A 19414-nucleotide genomic window follows, 5' to 3' on the forward strand; every position below is an offset into this window, starting at 1 on the left:
GACCGGACAACGCAGCGGTTACCGTCGGACTTGAGAAATAATAAAGAACGTAGAGGTCAGCACCAGGCTGGTGAGGCTAAGAATGGGGGCCGCGTCGGTCAGCGCGTCAATGAAGGGACGCCGGATGGGCTCCACGTAAATCACGTCGTTGGGCTCCACCTGCAGGTTGGCCCGCCGCATGCCATCGAGCGTGGACAGGTCGATTTGCTGCACCCGCGGGTTTTTCAAATCGCCGCGAATGATGCGGATGTTGTCGGCCCGGCCGCCGTTGCGGTACAGGCCGCCGCTGCCGCCGCCGCTCCCGTCGATGCCGCCCGCCAGGGCCAGCACTTCCAGCAGGTTCATGTTGTCGTTGGTGAGCGAGATGACCTGGCCCCCCACCGAGCCCAGCACCACCACGCGGTTGTTGGTCACGCGCGTGGTCACGAAGGCTTGCTTATAGTATTCATCAAAGCGAATGGCCAGCACGCTGTCGGCCTGCAGCAGCGACAGCCCGCTGACGCGAATGCGGCCCACCAGCGGCAGCACTACGGTGCCGTCGGCCTGCACCAAAAACTCCGAGCCCCCACTCACCGCCCCGGCGCCCGCGCCGGTGTTGCGCGCGGGCTGGGCATTGCGCCCGCCGCTCTGGCCGCCCACCACGCTGCCACGGCTGGGTAGCCCGCCCGACGGCGAGCCAAACTGCAACTCCCCGTTGGGGTCCAGAATGCGTTCGCCCTTGTTGGTGTTCACCCGCACGTCCAGGTAGTCATTGGGCTGAATGACGTAGTTGCGCTCGGTCCGGTTCACGGCAATGCGCAGCTTGGTGCTGTCGAGCTGGCGGCCCTGGCTGTCGGTGAGGCGGAAAAGCGTCCGCCGCTGATAGTACTGCGTGGAGGCACACGACGAAAAAAGCAGCAGCGCCGGCAGGGCCAGCAGCCACAGCCGCCCAAGGCGGCAAAGAAGAAATGTCGGCATGAAGGCCAATAAGTGCAGAATCAAATAAAAAAAACCGGAAACTCCCGAAGCTGGCAACGGCAGGTTTCCCCCAAAAAGCCTCAAAAGTAACGCTTTTGCCGCGCCCGTTCAACAACAGCCCGTTAGGCGCGCCGCCCGCGCCGCTATTGTCAACGCCGAAACCCGTACTTTCGCGTAGCCAAAACGAACAGTCGTTTGTTTCGAAAAGGCGTGTTCTTACGTACTCACAATTCCCACCAACCGTTCCCCTTCCATGGAAGCCGTAGCCACTGAAAACCAGACCATGATTGCGCAGATGGTGCGCGACTTTGGCGCCCAGCACATCAAGCCCCACATGATGAAGTGGGATGAAAGCCAAGAGTTTCCCGTCGATGTTTTTCACAAGCTCGGTGAGCTGGGCCTGATGGGCGTGCTGGTGCCCCAGGAATACGGCGGGGCCGGTTTTGGCTACGTGGAGTACGTCACGGCCATCGCCGAACTGTCGAAGATTGACGGCAGCATTGGCCTGAGCATGGCCGCCCACAACTCGCTCTGCACCGGCCACATTCTGCAGCACGCCTCCGAGGAGCAGAAGCACAAGTACCTGCCCAAGCTGGCCACCGGCGAATGGATTGGCGCCTGGGGCCTCACCGAGCCCAACACCGGCTCCGACGCCGGCAACATGCGCACCACGGCCGTGCTTGACGAGAGCGGCGAAAATTATATTCTCAACGGCGCCAAAAACTTTATCACCCACGGCAAAACCGGCAACGTGGCCGTCGTCATCGCCCGCACCGGCGAAGTGGGCGACTCCCACGGCATGACCGCCTTCATCATTGAGCGGGGCACGCCCGGCTTCGCCGCCGGCCGCAAGGAAGACAAGCTGGGCATGCGCGCTTCCGAAACCACCGAACTGATTTTTACCGATTGCAAAGTGCCCGTGGGCAACGTCATCGGCAAAGTGGGCGACGGCTTCGTGCAGAGCCTGAAGGTGCTCGACGGCGGCCGCATCAGCATTGCGGCGCTCAGCCTGGGCATTGCGCAGGGCGCTTATGAAGCGGCTTTGCAGTACAGCAAGGAGCGGCACCAGTTCAACCAGCCCATCAGCAACTTCCAGGGAATTGCCTTCAAGCTGGCCGATATGGCCACCGAGATTGAGGCCGCCAGCCTGCTCACCTACCGCGCCGCCGCCATGAAGGACGCCGGCCAGAACGTGAACCGCGAATCGGCCATGGCCAAGCTTTATGCCTCTGAGGTGTGCGTGCGCACGGCCAACGAAGGCGTACAGATTTTTGGCGGCTACGGCTACACCAAAGACTACCCCGCCGAGAAGTATTACCGCGACTCCAAGCTCTGCACCATTGGGGAGGGCACCAGCGAAATTCAGAAGCTGGTCATTGCCCGGGTGCTTCTGAAGTAAGAGGTAAGTAGCAAATATTTCAGGATTAAAGTAAGGTGCGAGCGTGTGGGGACCGTTGCCGACGCCGTTTTAAATTCGGCGCGCGCTTCTGAATGGCGACAGCATCTCACTTAATCTCAAAATCTTTTGCATCTGCGGTTCAGACATTCTATCTTTGCGGCCCGGTTTAGGCCGCCTTCTCTGAAAATCTCCCTCATTCCCTGATATGATTATCGTTCAAATCAAAGACAACGAATCGGTTGACCGCGCTCTGAAGCGCTTCAAAAAGAAATTCGAGCGCACCGGCGTCCTGAAAGAGCTGCGTCGTCGCACGTTCTTCCAGAAGCCCAGCATCACGCAGCGCAAAATGAAGCAGAAGGCGGTGTATAAACTCGCCACCTACGGCCAGCCCGGCGAATAGCCTGCTGCTGTAAGCTGCGGTTAGCTTTGCTAAAACCGGCTGGCTTGCCCCCTTGGGCAGGCCAGCCGGTTTTTTCGCGTCCGTACGGCAGCGGTTAGGTTGGCTTCAACTAAAAAAATGCTACATTGGATGCCCGGCCCAACCGCCGGGCATTTTTGCTGTTGGTATGGACGCTTTTCTCGATTTTTTGCGCTTTGAGAAGCGCTACAGCGCGCACACGCTCACCTCGTACCAAACCGACCTCGGCCAGTTTGCCGCCTACCTGAAATCGGCCTACGAGCTGGCCGACCCGGCCCAGGCCACGCACCCGCTCATTCGCGGCTGGGTGGTGGAGTTGATGCAGCAAAACCTGGACCCGCGCACCGTGAACCGCAAAGTGGCTTGCCTGCGCTCCTACTACAAGTTCCTGCTGCGCGCCGGCACCATTGCCGCCAATCCCATGCTGCGCATTAAGGCGCCGAAGATGGCCAAGAAGCTGCCCGAGTTCGTGCCCGAGGAATCGTTGAACGGCTTGCTGAATACATTCGAGTTTGGCGATGACTTCCCCGGCCAGCGCGACCAGCTGGTGCTGGAGATGCTGTACGGCACCGGCATCCGCCTCTCGGAACTCATCGGCATTCACGCCGACGACGTGAGCCTGGGCGCGGGCACGGTGCGCGTCACGGGCAAGGGCAACAAGCAGCGCATCGTGCCACTCAACCCCACGCTCAAGCTGGTGATTGAGAGATACCAGGCCCGGCGGGCGCACGAGTTCGGCGCCGTGGCCGGCCCGCTGCTGCTCACCGACAAGGGCGAGGCGATGTACGAAAAGTTTGTGTACCGCACCGTGAAGCGGTATTTGAGCCAGATTACGACCTCCGGGGCGCAGCAGCACCCACACGCGCTGCGGCATGCCTTTGCCACCCATTTGCTGGGCAAGGGGGCCGACCTTAATTCCATTAAAGAGCTGCTGGGCCACGCCAGCCTGGCGGCCACGCAGGTGTACACGCACCTGTCCGTCGACCGCCTGAAATCCGTATTTGAACAGGCCCACCCACGGGCCTGAGATTGCCACACCCTTTTTACCTCTTAATCAACTGCTTTATGAAAGTTCAGATGCATTCGGTGCACTTCGACGCCGACAAAAAATTGCTTGATTTTGTGCAGCAACGCCTCAATAAGCTGGAAACTTTTTACGATAAAGTGACCGGTGGCGAAGTAATTATGCGCCTCAACAACAAAGATGGCATTGAGAACAAAACGGTAGAGATAAAGCTGCTGGTGCCCGGCAGCACCCTTTTCAGCACCGAAGACGCCGCGTCGTTCGAAGCCGCCGCCGATGCCGCTGCCGAAAGCCTGCGCCGCCAGATTACCCGCCACAAAGAGAAAACCCTGAGCCACTAATTCTGCGCTGTTGGCTAAATTAATTCATATAAAAAGCCCCGCCTGAGTAATCAAGCGGGGCTTTTTATTGCGGTAAGAGCGAAAGCTAACGGCTAATTGACTAGAGGCTGAACTCGGCCTTAATCTGGGGCACGTAGTCGAGCTTCTCCCAAGTGAAGGTTTCGAAGGTTTTGGTTTCGCCGTCGGGCATCACCACGTTCACGGTGCCGGGCTGGCGGCCCATGTGGCCGTAGGCGGCGCTTTGGGCGAAGATGGGATTCTGCAGGCCGAAGCGCTTCACGATGGCGTAAGGGCGCAGGTCGAACAGCTTCTGCACTTTCTCGGCCACTTCGCCGTCGGTGAGGGGTTGGCCGGCGGCGTTTTTCGCGTGGATGGTGCCGTAGGTGGTCACGAACACGCCCACGGGCTGGGCCACGCCGATGGCGTAGGCCACCTGCACCAGGGCCTGGTCGGCTACGCCGGCGGCCACCAGGTTTTTGGCGATGTGGCGGGCGGCGTAGGCGGCCGAGCGGTCTACTTTCGACGAGTCTTTGCCCGAGAAGGCGCCGCCGCCGTGGGCGCCCTTGCCGCCGTAGGTGTCCACGATGATTTTGCGGCCGGTGAGGCCGGAATCGCCGTGCGGGCCGCCGATGACGAACTTGCCCGTGGGGTTGATGTGGTAGGTAATCCGGTCGGTGAAGAGGGCCTGCACGTCGGCGCTCAGGCCGGCCTTCACGCGCGGGATGAGGATGCTGAGCACATCGGCCTTGATTTTATCGAGCATCACGCTCTCCGACGCGTCGAATTCGTCGTGCTGGGTGCTGATGACGATGGTGTCGATGGCCTCGGGGTGGTGGTCGTCGGAGTAGCGGATGGTAACCTGGCTTTTGGCGTCGGGGCGCAGGTAGGGCATGTCCGTTTTTTCGCGGCGGATGGCGGCCAGCTCCCGCAGCAGGCGGTGCGAGAGGTCGAGGGCCAGCGGCATGTAGTTGGCCGTTTCGTGGCTGGCGTAGCCGAACATCATGCCCTGGTCGCCGGCGCCTTGGTCTTCGTCCTTGGCCCGTTCCACGCCCTGGTTGATGTCGGGCGACTGCTCGTGCAGGCGGTTCATCACCTCGCAGGTGTCGGCGTTGAAGAGGTACTCGGGCTTGTCGTAGCCGATGCGGCGGATGGTGGCGCGCACAATGGGCTCGGCATTGACGTGGGCCTTGGACTTGATTTCGCCCGCAACGAGGACAAAATCAGTGGTCACGAGCGTTTCACAGGCTACTTTAGAGGTAGGGTCCTGACGCAGATACTCATCGAGAATGGCGTCGGAAATCTGGTCGGCAACTTTATCGGGATGGCCTTCCGAAACAGATTCAGAAGTAAACAGATACGGCATTGAGTGCGCGAAAAGAGCAAAAGAGAAAAAGAAAGACGCCCGCCCAGCCAGTAGTCGGCGGGCGGGCGCACCGCGAAAGTACGAAAAATCGGGGCATTGCCCGCGGTTATGCGCATGGGCCGGCGCTGGCGGGGCTGCCTACAGTTGCGCCAGCCGGCCGCCGTCCACGGCCAGGGTGGTGCCGTGGATGAAACTGGCTTCAGCGGATGCCATGAAGGCAATGGCGGCGGCCAGCTCCTCGGGCTGGCCCACGGCGGCTTTGTCGATTTTTTCCTTGCCGCTCTTCACGTTGGGGTTGCTCCAGAGCATGGGGGTATCCACGGCGCCGGGCGCCACGGCGTTGATGCGCGTCTGGCGGAAATCCAGCTCCCGGCTCATGCCCCGCACGAAGGCTTCGAGGCCGCCCTTGCTGGTGGCGTAGGGCACCACGTTGGCGGTGGTTTGGTGGGCGTGCACCGAGCTAATGGCCACAATGGCGCTGCCCTTGGGCATATGCGGCAGGCACAGCTGGGTGAGCTGGGCCAGCGAGCGCAGGTTCACCTGCATGAGCAGGTCCCATTGGTCGAGGGGCAGCTTGGCGAGGGGCTCGAAGGTCATCATGGCCGCGTCGCACACCAGCACATCAACGCGGTGGAACTTGGCCAACACCTTCTGCACGGTGGCTTCGATGGCCTTGGGCTTGGCCAAATCGCAGGGCATGAACACCGCTTTGCCGCCGGCTTCGGTGATGAGGCGCACGGTTTCGGCGCCGTCGGCTTTGTCGCGGCCCAGGGCAACGACCTGGCCGCCTTCGGCCCCGAGGCGCAGGCAGGCCGCCTGGCCAATGCCGGAAGTGCCGCCCGTAACGAGGCATATTTTATTGGTAAAACGCATGCTGAATCAACCGGTTTGAAAAGCTTCCGCCGGTTGGCGGAACGGCTGTTTTACGTCCGACTTGCCGGAGCGGCTGTATGACTCAGGAAAAAAGCCCCCGAAGCGAAAAATACAACAGATGCAACCGCCACCGGCGCGTATTTTGCCGCCCCATTCAACTTCCTCCTGCTGTGCGCAAATCTTTAACAAGGCTTTTCCTTCTCGCGCTCGGCCTGAGCGGCACCGGCGCGGCCCACGGGCAGGTGTTCGAACGCGGATTTGTGGTGACGACGGCCGGCGACACGCTGCGCGGCGAAATCGAAAACCGCTTCTGGCAGCAGCCGCCCACGCGCATCGATTTCCGCCCCTCGGCCACCGCGCCCACGCAGGTGCTGGGCCGGGCCCGCGTGCGGGCGTTTGGGCTGGACGGCGGGCGGTATTTCCGCACCGAAGTGGTGCCGCTGGACCGCGCCGCCCGCACCCAGGGCACCGACCTGCCCCAGCGCCTGGTGGTGGACCAGCGCCCCGACACGCTGCTGGCCGAAGTGCTGGTGGATGGGCCGGCGCCGCTGCTGCGGGCCGTGGTGGAGGACGTAGCGCACTACTACGTGCAGCGGCCCGGCAAGCCCTTTGAGGAACTGGTGGACCGCAAGTACCTGAGCACCGCGAACGGCCGGCAGGGCATTGTGAGCGCCAACAACTACAAGGGCCAGCTGCTGCTGTATTTCGGCGACTGCCCAGCGGCCACCACCGCGCTGGAAAGCGCGCCTTTCACCGTGGCCGGCTTGGCCGGGGTGGTGCAGGCCTTCAACGAGCAGTGCAGCCCGGCCAAACGGCCCGGCACCAGCTACACCGCCCGCACGGGCAGCCACCGGTCATTCGCCTTCAATGGCGGGGTGTTGGCCGGGGTGGGCTACAACCATCTGCAATTCGGCAGCGCGGGCGGGGGCGAAGAAGCGGCCCTGCTCAGCAACCTGAACCTGGACGGGCAGGCGCACCCGTTAGGCGGCCTTTACCTCGATATGCTGCTGCCGGGCCGGCGCTGGATGGTGCACTCCGAAGCCGTATTCAGCGAGTACGGCCGCAAGGGTACCTTTGCGCTGGCCGGTGGCGCGGGCTCCTACACGTGGTACGGCACCCGGGTTGATGCCCACCTGGGCGTGCGCAACGCGCTGCTGCAAAATCAGCAGCGCGAAGTGTTTGTGGGCGGCGGCTTTCTGCTGAACTTCACCACCAGCGCGCACTCGCAGGAGCAATACGGCACCGGCAGCAGCCGGCTCACGCGCACCTACGTGCTGGTGCCCACGCAGTCGGGCTTCATCGGCAGGCCGGCGTTTGGCATCGGGCCGTATCTGGAGGCCGGCGTGCGCTACGGGCGCTTCACCTTCAGCCTCGACGCGGCCCTGAACGAAGGCGCCAGCTACACCGACCCGCTGACTGTGAAAGAGGCCGACCACGACCCCGCTGACCCCCTGGCCACCACTACCTCGTACAATGGCTACAGCTACTCGGGCGTGCAGCTCACGTACCGGGCGCTGGTGGGCTTTCGCCTCAGCCACCGCCCCGACCAGCTGGCCAAGCCGTGATGAAGCATTACCGGCTGCGGTGCCAACACCCTGTGGGGCAGTGTCCCGCGATGGCCACGCGGAAAAACGGCTGGTTACTCTGCTCGCGCGACGGAGATAACAAGCGGTAGCGATATACTTCCTTTGCTGGCCTATTTAAACCTGCTATCTGTGCGTAAAAATTTTAGAGGGCTGCTGCTAAGTGCGCTTGCCTTTGGTTGTGCCGGCATGGCCCACGGGCAAGGATTTGAACGCGGATTGGTGGTGACGACGGCCGGCGACACGCTGCGCGGCGAAATCGAAAACCGTTTCTGGCAAGCCCCGCCTGAAAACGTGGTGTTCCGGCCGGCGCCGCAGGCCAGCCGCCGCACCTTCGACAAGGCGCAGCTGCGCGCTTTCCGATTGGAGAAGGGCCGCTATTTCCGCGCCGAAGTGGTGCCACTAGACCGCGCCGCCCGCAGCCGGACGGCCAGCCTACTGGGTAAGCTGGAGTTTGACCAGCGCCCCGAATTGCTGTTGGCCGAAGTGCTGGTGGAAGGGCCGGTTACGCTGTTGCAAGCAGTGGTCGACGACGTGACCCACTACTTCGTGCAACGGCCAGGACAGCCTTTTCTGGAACTGACCGAACGCAAATATCTGGTAGACAAAAACGGACAGGCGCTTGTAGTGGATGCCAACAACTATAAGTCCCAGCTAACCATTTATTTCGGCGAATGCCCGGCGGCGGTAGCCGCCGCCGGTAAGGCATCGTTTTTGGCAAAAGACCTGATAGCCGTTGCGCAGGCGTTTGCCCGCAACTGCTCGGCCACTCAGCAGGCCGCCAGTACAACGGCCGTGCTAAAGCCCCCGCACTTTATTGCCTTCAACGGAGGCTTGCTGGCGGGCGGCAGCTACAACCGGCTCTCGTTCGACAACCCCAAAGCGGGGATTGAGTCGCCCCTTTTCAACGACTTGCGTTTGGATGGCAAGTGGCACCCCAGCATGGGCTTGTACTTGGATGTGCTGCTGCCCGCCCGGCGCTGGATGGTGCATACAGAACTAACCTACAGCACCTACGGACAAGCCGCAACTCAAACCGCGGGTGTGCTGGCGTATCAGTGGTCTGGCAGTCAAATCAATGGCCGTTTCGGGGCGCGCCATGTGTTCAATCGCAACGCCGACTGAAGCGTGTTCGGGGGCGGGGGCATCGATTTCGGCTTCGACCTGCGCAACACCTCCACGGCGCGCTACGGCAATGGCCAAAGCCGCATCATTGCCTACCGGCCCAGCAATACCGTTCCGGTTTATCAGGTACCGATTTATGTCGAGGGAACTTCTGACTTTCTCGGCCCGGTGTTGCAGTTGCCGATGGCTTATTTAGAAGCCGGGCTACGCCACCAGCGTTTCACGGTCAGTTTGGATGTTGGCACTGGCGAAACCGTGGACTGTCCTGACAACCTAACCGTCAACGAGTTGCTGCGCGACCAAAACGGCTATCCCATTAGGGCGGTATTTTCACATCGTGAGCCGCTGGACGTCGCATCTGAACGTGGCCTATCGCTTCGGGCGCAACACCAAATAGCCAATGGCCGCTACGCCAGCTAGCCGGTCGTCGGAATCACCTTCTCGCACACCAGCACCACGGGCCGGCCGCGCAGGTCGGTGGTGGCAAAGAGGTACACCTCGCCGCCTTCCCGGATGCCGGTGCGGCGCCGGAAATCGGCCACCGAATCGGGGAAGTTGCGGGTGGTGACGTGGGCGCGGGCCTCGGGGCCGAGGTGGGCTTTCAGAGCGGAGCCGTCGGCTTTTTCCACGGCCAGTACTTTGAAAATGCGGCCCGGGAAATCTGGCCGCAGCACGTCGGAGGTGTAGAGGTGGCTGTGCTGGTGCAGCTTCAGCAGCTCGAAGGCCGTGCCGATGCTGCGGAACGCGCCGGCCTTGAGCACGGCGGCGTTGGGCTCGTAGAGGTATTGCTGGGCTTCGGCGTAGCGCGGGGTGGCACGGGCCTCACGGGCGCGGTTGAGGCGGAACTCCTGCTGGCTGCCGTCGCGACGCAGGTTCAGGGCGTAGCGCTCGGGGTCGACGGCGGGCTCCTGGCCCAGCTCGTAGAGCACTTCCTTCACCTCATTGTCCACGGCCACCACCCAGAGGCGGCGCACGTGGCCCAGGCCCTGCACGGCGTGCTCGATATCGAGCATAGGCGAGGTTTTGAGCAGCACCTTATCGGCCCGGTGCAGCAGCAGCGGCAGGAGCTTCACCACGTCGGGCTCGCAGTCGCGCAGCAGAAAAATCTTGCGGGCGGCGGTGTCGCGCCGGGCCGGGTCGAGGTAGAGCCAGTCGTAGTGGTGGGTAGTTTCCTTGAGGAAATCCAGCGCTTCGGCGGCGTGCACGTCCACGTTGGTCAGGCCGAGCTGGCCGAAATTGTAGCGCACCACTTCGGCCAGCGCGGGGTTGCGCTCCACGTAGTCGACGTGCGCCACGCGGGCCGCAAACGCCGCCGAGTCGGCCCCGAAGCCGCCGGTGAGGTCGGCCAGGCGCTGGCCTTCCACCAGGCTGGCTTTGAAAGCCGCCGTGCGCGCCGACGAAGCCTGCTCGACGGACAGCGCGGGCGGGAAAATCAGGTCGGGGTTGTCGGCCCAGGCGGGCAGCTTCACGCGGGCCTTCTGGCGGGCCTGAATCTGGCGCACCAGCTCCGGCACGGGCAGGCCGGGGTGGCGGCGGGCTTGCAAAGCCAGGTGGGCCGGGTCGTCGTGCAGGTGGGCGGCCACGTAACGCCGGGCTGCTTCGGGCAGGGGGTAGTCCATGAAGAAGCGTATACGGAAAAACGGCGGGTTAGAGCGAGAGGTGGGCAGTGAAATATGAGTAATGAGTGTGGAGAAGCGCGTTATAAAGCAGCAACCTGTTCACTTCTCAACTCTCACTACTTCCTAGCGCACCGCCCAGCGCAGGCCGAGCACCGGCTGGCCCGTGGGGGCCAGGCCCACGCCCATGGTAGTGGGGCGCAGGCGCGGCCACACGCTGCCATGCGCCGGGCTGCCGTTATACGATTCCACGGCGCGCTTCATGTACGTGTTGGTGTTGCGGTTGATGAACACCGTGGCCAAGATGCTCGTCGCAAATATGCCCAGGGCCACTTTTTGGGTGTTGTTGAAGTACTGCCGCTCGTCGCCAATCAGAATTTGCTGGCCCCACAGGCCAAACGAGCCCACAGCCACCACCCGGTCAATCAGAAACGCGGTTTTCTGGCGGCGGTACTGGTCGAGGTAGGCCAGGGCTTCGGGGTGGCCGGCCAGGTAGGGGCGCAGCTTCTGGCCGAAAAAACCGGCCGACTGGTATTGGTCGCCGCCCACGCCGGGGGGCAGAAAATCGAAATTGTGCTGCGGGCCGTTGAGGCCGCGCGTGACATCGTCGGGGTGGAGGCGGATGGTGGCCGGGGCCTGTTGCGCCTGTGCCGAGGTCAGAGCCGTCAAAATCAGTGCCGTAGCTACCGTGCCGCGCAGCCCCCACGGTGCGGCAGTCAACCCATTAAGTTTGTGCATATAACAAAGATAGAATGCGGGTGGAGGCAGAAAATGCCCCTCGCCTCCACTTTTTTGCCCTTCCAACTCAACAAACGCGTTGGCGCACACGTTCAGGCCGGGCCGGCCGGTGGTTTCCAGCCGGCCCGCTCCACCCTTTTAAGCTGCTTTTTTATGCAAACATCCTTCATTTCTCGTGCTTTGCGGGCCCTGGTTCCCGCCACTTTGCTACTGGCCGCCTGCGGCAAGTCCGATACGCCAGCGCCCACCCCAGCGCCCGACCAGGGCCGCGTCTACCTCTACCACGGCGCCGCCACGGCCAACGTACCGCTTAAGTTTTTGGTGGATGACGCCGAAAAAGCCAACCTCACCTACGGCCAAAGCGCCAATTACCAAGCGGTAAATACCGGTGCCCATACCCTGAAAATTAACGTGGCTTCGTCGGCCGCCACCCAGGCTACCCAAGCGGTGACGGTGGAGAAGGATAAGAACTACTCCTACTTCGCCTATGCCAATGGGGCTAACTCCGTCGGCGGCCTGCTCACCACCGACGACCTGACGGCTCCCTCGTCGGGCAAAGCCAAAATCCGGTTCATCCACATTGGCCAGGGGGCAGCCACGGCTGCCAAGCTTTCGACGGTGGTGGCCGGCATTGCCGACATTGCCGGCACCGATGCCCAGTTTGCCAACACCTCGGGCTTTGTGGAAATCATTCCCGGTCAGTACAACATTGCCGTTACCAGCGGCACGCCTTCCGTCGTCATCGCCAACGTGGGCGACGGCAGCGGCTCGGGTGGCGGCACCAACAAAACCTACGAAGCCGGCAAAATATATACCGTGCTGCTACGCGGCCAGGTAAATGCCCTGATTCCGGCCGACCTGCAGCCCAAAGCCGTGCTCATCCAAAACAACTAAGCGGGCTCGCCCGATAAGTAAAAAGCCCCCTGGCCGACGCCAGGGGGCTTTTTGCTTATCGGGCGAAGGAGTAGCTACTCCTTCACCACCTTCAGGTGCTGCGCGGGCTGGCCGGGGAAGGCCAGCTGCACGAAGTACACGCCGCTGGCCAGCTCGTGCAGGTCGAGCGGGGCCAGCTGGTTTTCGCCGGCTGCCAGCGCGGCGGTGGGCAGCGCCAGCACGAGGCGCCCGGCGGCATCGGTGAGGCGCAGCTGGGCCGGAGCAGCGGCCATACCAGTCGGCAGTGTCAGTACCAGCGCCAACTGGTTGCGGAAGGGATTGGGCGCGGCCCGCAACTGCAGCGCCGGGGCGGCTTCCGCATCGAAGCGCACGGTGCGCACCGGCGAGAATTCGGCCGCGCCGCTCAGGTCGACTTGGCGCAGGCGGTAGTAGCGCGGGCCGGCTTTGCCCTTCTCGGCGTCGAGGAAGGCATACTGGCGCGCCGTGGTGCTACCGGGCGAGGCACTGGCCACGAAGCCCAGCAGGCGGAAGTCGCGGCCGTTGCCACTCACCTGCACCTCGAAGCCGGCGCTGTTTTTCTCGCTGGCGGTGGCCCAGGTCAGGTGGGCATCGAGGCCTTGGCGGGTGGCCGTGAAGGCGGTGAGCACCACGGGCAGCGGGTTGGCGGCGCTGCCCAGCGTCCAGACGGAGAAGTCGGTGATGCCGGTTTTGCCCACCGTGTTGCCCGCGATGGTGATGGGCGCTTGGCTGGCCCAGGGGCCGCTCGTGCCGCTCACCGACTTGGACAAGGCTACATTGCCGACGGCAATGCCGTTGCGCTCGTGGTCGAAGTAGCTAAAGCTCATGGCCACGTTCAGGCCCGTGTTGGTGGCGGGTTGAATGTCGAAGTAGCGCTTAATGCTCTGGCTGGCGCCTACGCCGGTGAGCACCGTGCCCGTGGTGCGCACCACTGTGGTGAGGCCCGGGAAGACGGTAGAAGCCGCGTCCGGCGTCAGCGTCAGGCCGATGTTGCCAAAGCTCTCCGTCGTGGCCGAACTAACGTTGCGGCCCGGCACTGCCACCTGGCCCAGCACGTAGCTGGCATCGGTTTCGGCGGCGATGGTAGCGGTTAGCGTCAGCGTCACGGCGTAGGTGCCGGTGTTCAGCACGCCTTGGCTCATGGTGAGCGTGTTGGCCACCGTGACGTCATTGGCCAATGCGAGCACGCCGCTGGTGCTGGCCAGGTTCACCGCGAGGTTGTAGAGAGCCAGCGGACCGGTGAGGGTGGGCGTAGCACCCCGGAAGGCCACTGTGCCGCCGGTCAGGCTCACGTTGGCGGCGGAGGTGCTGCTGGTCAGGTCGCCGTACACGTTTAATGTGCCGGCGCTCTGAGCCAGGCGGGCGCCGCTGGCCAGGGTGAGGGTGCGCACGTCGGCGGTGGCCGTGGTGCTCAGGTTCGGGTAGAAGTTCAGGCCGGCCGGAATAACGGCATCGACGGTGGCGCTGGGCACGCAGGCGGTCCAGTTGGCGGCATCAAACCAGTCACTGTTCACCCCTTTGTAAGTGGTCTGGTCGGTTACGGTGAAAGCAATGCTGGGCAGGCCGTTCACATCGGCCGCGCAGCCGTTGGCATCGGTGACGGCCGTGATGGCGAAGGTGGTGCTTTGCGTGAGCGGATAGCTGAGCGAGTAGGCGCTTAGCGGCACGGTGGCGGTTTGGCTGGTGGTGCCGCTGGCGTCGGTGCGCGCTACTGTCACGGTGTAGGGCGGCGTGCCGGTCAGGGTCGTGTTCACAGTGGCCGAGCTGCCGGGGCAAAGCGTGGTGCCGGGGCTGGCGAGGGCCGCCGTGGGCAGCGGGTTCACCGTGAGCGAGCCCCCGGGCGTGAGCGAGCAGCCGTAGGCGTCGCTCACACTGGTGAGGGTGTACGTCTTGCCCGCGGCCGCCGCAAACGTGAAGGGCGAGGCTGCGGCCGTAGTCGTGACGGGCGTGGTGCCGTCGGTGTAGGTCACCGCGAACGGCCCGCCGTTGCCGGTCAGCGTCACCGAGGCCGTGGTGGGGCCACACACCGGGCCCGGCGTGGCAATGGTGGCCGTTTGCGGCACGGGCGTAAACTCATCCGAGCCCAGGTCGGGCGTGGTCTGGCGGCTGGTGTTGGCATCGTCGAACTCGCCGTTGACGCCCGTGATGGCCACGCCCGCGTTGTTGAGCGAGCAGTTGGTGGTGGCATCCAGGTTGAGGTTGCCGGCGGCGGGGTCCACAAACTTGGCGGGAATATTCAGCGAAGCAGCGTCCTGGCTGGTGTTGGTTTTCCAGGTGGCAAACGTGTAGGCCGTGGTGTTCACCTCGCCCAGCTTGGCGGGGTCGGCGGCGTAAAGGTCGTTGTTGTTCGACGTGAAGCTGGTGGTGTTGTTGATGCCAATGGCAAAGTTGGCCGTGCCGCCGGTGCGCAGGTTCAGCAGCAGGTTGTTGCGCACGTTGGCGCCGACGGTGCCGCTGCGGTTGTATGCATAGCTTTTGGTGGTGCCGGTGTTGGAGCCGCTTACCACTGCCGAATTGAAATACCAAGTGGTGGTGATGCCTGAGCCGAACACGTTATCGAGCAAGGCATACACGGCTTGCGGATTGGTATTGGAGCCGTTGCTGAGCACAACTTGGTTGTTGCGCACGCTCCAGGCGCCGCCGCCTATCTGGATGCCCACCAGCCCGGCACCCGCCCCGGCCGAGGCATTGGTCAGGTTGTACACCCGGTTCTGGGCGGCCGTGCCCGTCCCCAGATTCGAGGTTGATTTGGTTAGAATGCCGGTAACGTAGTTGTTGAGCGTGGCAGTAGCGGTAGCACTCAGGTTAAAAATAAAGTTGCCGACAATTTGCTGGGCTTGGGAAGCAGAGGCAGTGCCCAGCGTGTAGATGCCTATCAGCCCTGTACCTCCCAGGCTGCCGCCTTGCGTGGTGGCGCTGCTGATGTCGCTCACCGTGTTGCCCGACAGGAGGTAGGACGTATTGTCGCTTTTCACCTCAATGCCCGAGAAGGTGCTGGCGCCCGCGGCGGTGAGGCTGATATTGCGAACGAAGTTGCCCGAAACCGTGGTGCTGGGGGCGTTGGCCGTGCCCAGGCCGTTCAGGTAAATGCCCCGGAAGGCCACCACGGCGCTGTTGGTCCAGGCCGCGCCGCCGGCCTGCGCGGCCGAGCCGCCGATGTAGTTGCCGCTCACCACCCAGCCCGTGGTGGCCGAGCTGGAAACGGCGCCCAGGTTCAGGGCCGTTTGGGCGGTGGCGGTGGCCGTCGTGGTCTGGTAGAAGCTGTTGCCGTTGATGGTCCAGTTGCTGCCCGCGCCGGTGGTTACGATGCCGTTGGTGGCCCAGTCGTAGAGGTTGTTGCCGGTAATCGTCACGCCGCTGGGCGAAGCGGCGGCCACGCTGGGTGTGGCCGAATAAATGGCCTGGGCCGGCCGGTTGGCGGCCGCGGCGGCTTTGAAAATGTCGCAGTTCAGAATGCTCGTGTTGTCGTTGCCGCTCACGCCGGCCGCCACGCCGCCCACCGCCGTGGTGTTCGAGTTGCCGATGAACACCACGCCATTGCTCGTGCTGGTGGTGCCGCCTTCCACGTAGCAGTCGCGCAGGGTGTTGCCCGTCGCGTCCTGCTGCACCGTGAACACGGGGCCACCAGCGCTGGTGTTGCGCAGGCGCAGGTACTTGGCCGTGCCCGCCTGGCCAACGCGCCCGTCGATGGTCACGCGGTCGGCCCCGTTCAGCACAATGCCGGCCGGGCCCATGCTGCCCGCCGCGCCCGTAATCAGGCGCTCGGTGGCCGCGCTGGGCTGAATGCTGACCGAGTAGCCGCCCGCGCCTTGCTCAGTGAGCGGGTTCAGCGCATTGGCGCCGTCCTCAATCATAATATCGCCAGTGATGAGCACGGTCAAGTTGCTGGTCAGGATGCCGGCGTTGAGGCGGGCAAACAGGCCGCCCGCCGCCGTGAGCGACACCAGCGGCTGACCGCCGTACACCTCGCCCGGCCCCACGCTCACCGTGCCGCCAAAGCCTTCCAGCAGCGTGTAGCTCAGCGGCGTGCCGCCGATGGGGAACGCGGCGCCGCTCAGTGCCACGCTGGCCGGCGTCGCGGCAAACGTGTTGGGCGCGTTGATGCCCACGTTCGGAATGGCCGCCAAATCCTGGGCCACCACGAAATACTGAATGATAGTGCCCGCCACGGGCGTCGTCGGCAGCAGGCTGTAATCGATAGTGAAGCTGAAAGGCGAGGCGCCGGTGCTGCTTTCCACAAACTTCCAGCCGGCCGTGCCGCTGGTGTTGTCGTTGAAAGCGTTGCCGTCGGTGCTGAGCTTGAAATAAAGGCGCGGGGCGGTGCCGGCGGCCACGTTTACGCCGCTGGCATCGGTGATGGCCACGCCGGCGAGGGTGGGGCCGCTGCCCACGGGCTGGTTGCCCAGCGGCGTGGCAATGACGATGGCCGGCGGGGTGCGGTCCACGGGCAGAAAGTCGCCTTCATCGGCCCCAATGTCAGGAGCCGTGCCGCCCGCCCCATTGGGGTAGGGGCCGCGCGCATCTCCTTCAAAGTCAGCCCCCACGCTGGCCACCACCTGCCCGGCGCTTTCCACCGGCTGCGGCGTGCCGGGCGCGAAATGCAGAAACGTCCCGTCGGCTCCATTCACGGAGGCAAACGATACGCTGCCCGTCAGCGAGTTGCTTTCGCGTGCGGCCACCAGTGCCTGGTAGGCGGCCAGCGAAGGCAGCGCGTTGGTGAGCGTGCCGGTACCTTCGGCGTAAATCAAGCGCGTGCCGGAAGGCGTGCCGGCGTAGTAGAGGTTGTTGTTGCTGGTGCTGGCCAGGTTGGTGGGCGCCGTGCCGGTGGTGCCGCTGAGGCGGCGCAGGGCTGCCGCGACGCCGGTGCCGCCCGGCGTGCTGGTGTTCACCACCAAGTTGTTGCGCAGGTCCACCGCATTGGAGGTGGTGCCCACGTAAACGCCGCTGCTGCCCGAGTTGGTAGCCGTGCTGCTGCCGGCCAGGTAAATGGTGTTGTGGTAGAGGTTGGCGGCCGCCGTGGTGCTGATGCCCACCACGGCGTTCAGGTCCGCCGAGGCCGGCGCGCTCAGCCCGCCAATCAGGTTGTTGGCCAGCGTGTGCGTGGCGCCGCTGGCAACGGCAATGCCCACCGAGCGCGAGTTCGGCCCGTAGGCCACGTTGCCATAAATCTTGTTGCCGCCGATGGCGTTGGCCGCGGTGCCGGCCGCAATACTGATGCCCCGCACCTCGCCGCTGTTGGTGCTGCCCGCGGCGCCCAGCGTGTTGCCGCCAATGGTGTTCTGTGAGAAGGTTTTGGCGCCGTTGGTGCTGCTCGACGTCAGGCCCTGCAGTATCAGGCCGGTGATGGTGTTGCTGCCGGCCAGCGTGTTGCCGGTCACGGTGTTGCCTGTCACGGTTTCGGCGGTAGCCGAGCCGCCGCTGAAGTAGCCATAAAGCACCGACGGAGTGCTGCCCGTGCCGTTGCTGATGCTGTTGCCGGCAATGGTGTTGCCGGTGGCGGTAATAACCCCGGTGCCCACGTAAAGGCCGTAGAATTTGGGTGCGCCGGTGCTGGTGTGCGTGTTGTTGCTGATGGTGTTGGCCACTAGCGCCACCGGCGAAGTGGTGGGCGACTGGGTGACCACGTGCACTCCGTAGATGGTGGGCGAAGTAGCACTGAAGGTATTGTCCCGGAACGCATTACCGGCGCCCACTGCGCCTATCGTGACCGAAGCCGACGTGGCAGCCGACCGGTAGATGCCGTAATTCAGGGTGTTGTTGGCAACCGAGTTGTTGAAGATGGTATTGCCCGTGATGTTAATCGCAATGCTGGTACCACTGGCTTGGTCTTCAATGAAATGCACCTCGCCGCTGCCCGGCAGCACGCAGTCCTGCACCCGGTTGTTGGTGATGCTCACGCCGCTGATGTTGCTGGATGCTCCCTGCTGAATGCCCACCACCGTGCCCGACGAACCGGCCGCATTCGTAATGCCAACCGTGTTGTTGTTGATGAGCACCGTGCCCGCAAACGCCGTGGCCCCACCGGTGCCCACGGCAATGCCCCGCACGTTGTTGGTCGTTGTGGTCGTACTGAGCGTCAGGGTATTATTTTCAATTTTCAGGCCGCTTTGGCCTTCGGCGCGAATACCATAAACCGCCCCACTATTTGCCCCGATGTTGGTCAGGGTGTTGCCGCCGCCACTGCCAATCTCGTTGCCGGCATCGAGTACGGCGGCTGTGGTGAAAGTGCCGTTGCCTTGCAGGTAAATCGCAACTGCACAGTTGCTGATGGTGTTGCTGGTGAATTTATTGGCTGAGTTAGCGCCCGCTGCCGAGGAAGCGGTAAAGTTGATGTTTGCGGAAAAAATGCCCACCGTGGCACTGTTGCTGCGGTCCAGCGAAATGCCACAGTTGGTAATCAACACGTTCTGGCAGCCGTCGGTGGCCGAGGCGCGGGTCAGGTAGTAGCCGTACTCCGTTTTGACGGCGTTGGAAGCGATATTGGCCGCGTTTTCCTGCACGTCGATACCATTGAAGGTGATGTAATCGGTACCCGTCAGCCTGATGACGTAGTCAGCGCCGGTGCCGGTACCATTTAGCGCCGCTGTAATGAGCGGGTTGGTGCCGGTGCCAGCCTTTCGGAACACAATGGGGTTGGCCGCCGTGCCAGTGACCGTGATGGACCCGGCCGTGGGGCTGGCAAACGTCTCGGCGTAGCCCGCCGCCACGTTGAATGTGACCCCGCCCGCGCCCACGCCCTGCGTGTTCAGGTCTGCTATAGCGGCGGTTACGCTGGGGTAATCGCCCGGAATGGTTTTGGAGCCCGAAATCTGCGCATGGGCCGCCTGCGACCCAAGCATGGCCGCCGCGCCCAGCGCCAGCCGGCCCAGCCATTGGAAGGAAAACAGCGCCGGGCGCCGCTTAGAAAGTAAGAAATGCGTCATAGAAAGTAATTGAGGTGGACAAGGGACAAGCAAGAGGAACTGGCCGTACCCATTGGAAGCAGCCGGGTAGGCGCCCATCAAAACGGGTTGACCAGCAGATGATTAAGTCCGGAAAGGGGAGCGTGCTGATAATCGGCGGCCT

General features: G+C 63.4%; 14 protein-coding genes. 8 read left to right on the forward strand and 6 right to left on the reverse strand.

Features of this window, described 5'->3' with window-relative positions:
- Positions 1-18 precede the first annotated feature (18 nt).
- A complete protein-coding gene (locus Q4S41_RS00280) occupies positions 19-957 on the reverse strand; it encodes a polysaccharide biosynthesis/export family protein (RefSeq protein WP_305029135.1) in 939 nt (312 codons plus the stop codon).
- 253 nt (positions 958-1210) lie between these two features.
- Between Q4S41_RS00280 and Q4S41_RS00285 the strand changes: the two genes are divergently transcribed.
- The 4 genes from Q4S41_RS00285 (at position 1211) to hpf (ending at position 4139) form a co-directional block, all read left to right on the forward strand.
- Entirely contained in the window at positions 1211-2356 is a 1146-nt protein-coding gene (locus Q4S41_RS00285; RefSeq protein WP_305029136.1) for an acyl-CoA dehydrogenase family protein, read from the forward strand.
- A gap of 205 nt (positions 2357-2561) precedes the next feature.
- Positions 2562-2756, forward strand: a complete 195-nt coding sequence (gene rpsU, locus Q4S41_RS00290; protein ID WP_243516325.1) for a 30S ribosomal protein S21 — start codon at positions 2562-2564, stop codon at positions 2754-2756.
- A gap of 166 nt (positions 2757-2922) precedes the next feature.
- A complete protein-coding gene (locus Q4S41_RS00295; RefSeq protein ID WP_305029137.1) occupies positions 2923-3801 on the forward strand; it encodes a tyrosine-type recombinase/integrase in 879 nt (292 codons plus the stop codon).
- A gap of 38 nt (positions 3802-3839) precedes the next feature.
- A complete protein-coding gene (gene hpf / locus Q4S41_RS00300; RefSeq protein WP_305010156.1) occupies positions 3840-4139 on the forward strand; it encodes a ribosome hibernation-promoting factor, HPF/YfiA family in 300 nt (99 codons plus the stop codon).
- A gap of 100 nt (positions 4140-4239) precedes the next feature.
- On the opposite strand, the gene metK is transcribed toward hpf, so the two are convergent.
- Together metK and Q4S41_RS00310 are read right to left on the reverse strand one after the other, a co-directional pair.
- Positions 4240-5502 carry a methionine adenosyltransferase gene (gene metK, locus Q4S41_RS00305; RefSeq protein WP_305029138.1) on the reverse strand — a complete coding sequence of 421 codons (1263 nt, stop codon included), beginning with the start codon at positions 5500-5502 and terminating at the stop codon, positions 4240-4242.
- Between the two features lie 138 nt (positions 5503-5640).
- The gene (locus Q4S41_RS00310) at positions 5641-6375 is read right to left on the reverse strand and encodes an SDR family NAD(P)-dependent oxidoreductase (protein WP_305029139.1); all 735 of its coding nucleotides are present in this window, start codon (positions 6373-6375) and stop codon (positions 5641-5643) included.
- A 170-nt stretch (positions 6376-6545) separates the two neighbouring features.
- Between Q4S41_RS00310 and Q4S41_RS00315 the strand changes: the two genes are divergently transcribed.
- The 3 genes from Q4S41_RS00315 (at position 6546) to Q4S41_RS00325 (ending at position 9503) form a co-directional block, all read left to right on the forward strand.
- Positions 6546-7940, forward strand: coding sequence for a hypothetical protein (locus tag Q4S41_RS00315; protein ID WP_305029140.1), 1395 nt, complete (start codon positions 6546-6548; stop codon positions 7938-7940).
- Positions 7941-8147: 207 nt separating this feature from the next.
- A complete protein-coding gene (locus tag Q4S41_RS00320; protein WP_305029141.1) occupies positions 8148-9083 on the forward strand; it encodes a hypothetical protein in 936 nt (311 codons plus the stop codon).
- 3 nt (positions 9084-9086) lie between these two features.
- On the forward strand, positions 9087-9503 hold the full coding sequence (locus Q4S41_RS00325; RefSeq protein WP_305029142.1) for a hypothetical protein: 417 nt from the start codon (positions 9087-9089) through the stop codon (positions 9501-9503).
- Here the strand turns inward: Q4S41_RS00325 and Q4S41_RS00330 are convergent.
- Positions 9500-10702: a class I SAM-dependent methyltransferase gene (locus Q4S41_RS00330; RefSeq protein WP_305029143.1), complete on the reverse strand. Its 1203-nt coding sequence runs from the start codon at positions 10700-10702 to the stop codon at positions 9500-9502. The two genes, Q4S41_RS00325 and Q4S41_RS00330, sit on opposite strands and share 4 nt — an antisense overlap.
- Positions 10703-10825: 123 nt before the next feature.
- Positions 10826-11437 (reverse strand): hypothetical protein, encoded by a 612-nt coding sequence (locus Q4S41_RS00335; RefSeq protein WP_305029144.1) that lies wholly within the window; start codon positions 11435-11437, stop codon positions 10826-10828.
- Between the two features lie 153 nt (positions 11438-11590).
- On the opposite strand from Q4S41_RS00335, the gene Q4S41_RS00340 reads away from it, so the two are divergent.
- Complete coding sequence (locus tag Q4S41_RS00340; protein WP_305029145.1) at positions 11591-12331, forward strand: DUF4397 domain-containing protein; 741 nt, start codon at positions 11591-11593, stop codon at positions 12329-12331.
- 74 nt (positions 12332-12405) lie between these two features.
- Here the strand turns inward: Q4S41_RS00340 and Q4S41_RS00345 are convergent, their stop codons facing one another.
- Positions 12406-19272: a hypothetical protein gene (locus Q4S41_RS00345; RefSeq protein ID WP_305029146.1), complete on the reverse strand. Its 6867-nt coding sequence runs from the start codon at positions 19270-19272 to the stop codon at positions 12406-12408.
- Positions 19273-19414 lie beyond the last annotated feature (142 nt).

Source organism: Hymenobacter convexus, from assembly GCF_030580955.1.
GTDB lineage: Bacteria > Bacteroidota > Bacteroidia > Cytophagales > Hymenobacteraceae > Hymenobacter.

Coding starts and splice junctions, on each gene's coding strand:
- Q4S41_RS00285 (WP_305029136.1), top strand. CDS start 1,211: ATGGAAGCCGTAGCCACTGAAAACCAGACCATGATTGCGCAGATGGTG.
- Q4S41_RS00310 (WP_305029139.1), bottom strand. CDS start 6,375: ATGCGTTTTACCAATAAAATATGCCTCGTTACGGGCGGCACTTCCGGC.
- metK (WP_305029138.1), bottom strand. CDS start 5,502: ATGCCGTATCTGTTTACTTCTGAATCTGTTTCGGAAGGCCATCCCGAT.
- Q4S41_RS00320 (WP_305029141.1), top strand. CDS start 8,148: ATGGCCCACGGGCAAGGATTTGAACGCGGATTGGTGGTGACGACGGCC.
- Q4S41_RS00335 (WP_305029144.1), bottom strand. CDS start 11,437: ATGCACAAACTTAATGGGTTGACTGCCGCACCGTGGGGGCTGCGCGGC.
- Q4S41_RS00280 (WP_305029135.1), bottom strand. CDS start 957: ATGCCGACATTTCTTCTTTGCCGCCTTGGGCGGCTGTGGCTGCTGGCC.
- Q4S41_RS00330 (WP_305029143.1), bottom strand. CDS start 10,702: ATGGACTACCCCCTGCCCGAAGCAGCCCGGCGTTACGTGGCCGCCCAC.
- hpf (WP_305010156.1), top strand. CDS start 3,840: ATGAAAGTTCAGATGCATTCGGTGCACTTCGACGCCGACAAAAAATTG.
- rpsU (WP_243516325.1), top strand. CDS start 2,562: ATGATTATCGTTCAAATCAAAGACAACGAATCGGTTGACCGCGCTCTG.
- Q4S41_RS00345 (WP_305029146.1), bottom strand. CDS start 19,272: ATGACGCATTTCTTACTTTCTAAGCGGCGCCCGGCGCTGTTTTCCTTC.
- Q4S41_RS00295 (WP_305029137.1), top strand. CDS start 2,923: ATGGACGCTTTTCTCGATTTTTTGCGCTTTGAGAAGCGCTACAGCGCG.
- Q4S41_RS00340 (WP_305029145.1), top strand. CDS start 11,591: ATGCAAACATCCTTCATTTCTCGTGCTTTGCGGGCCCTGGTTCCCGCC.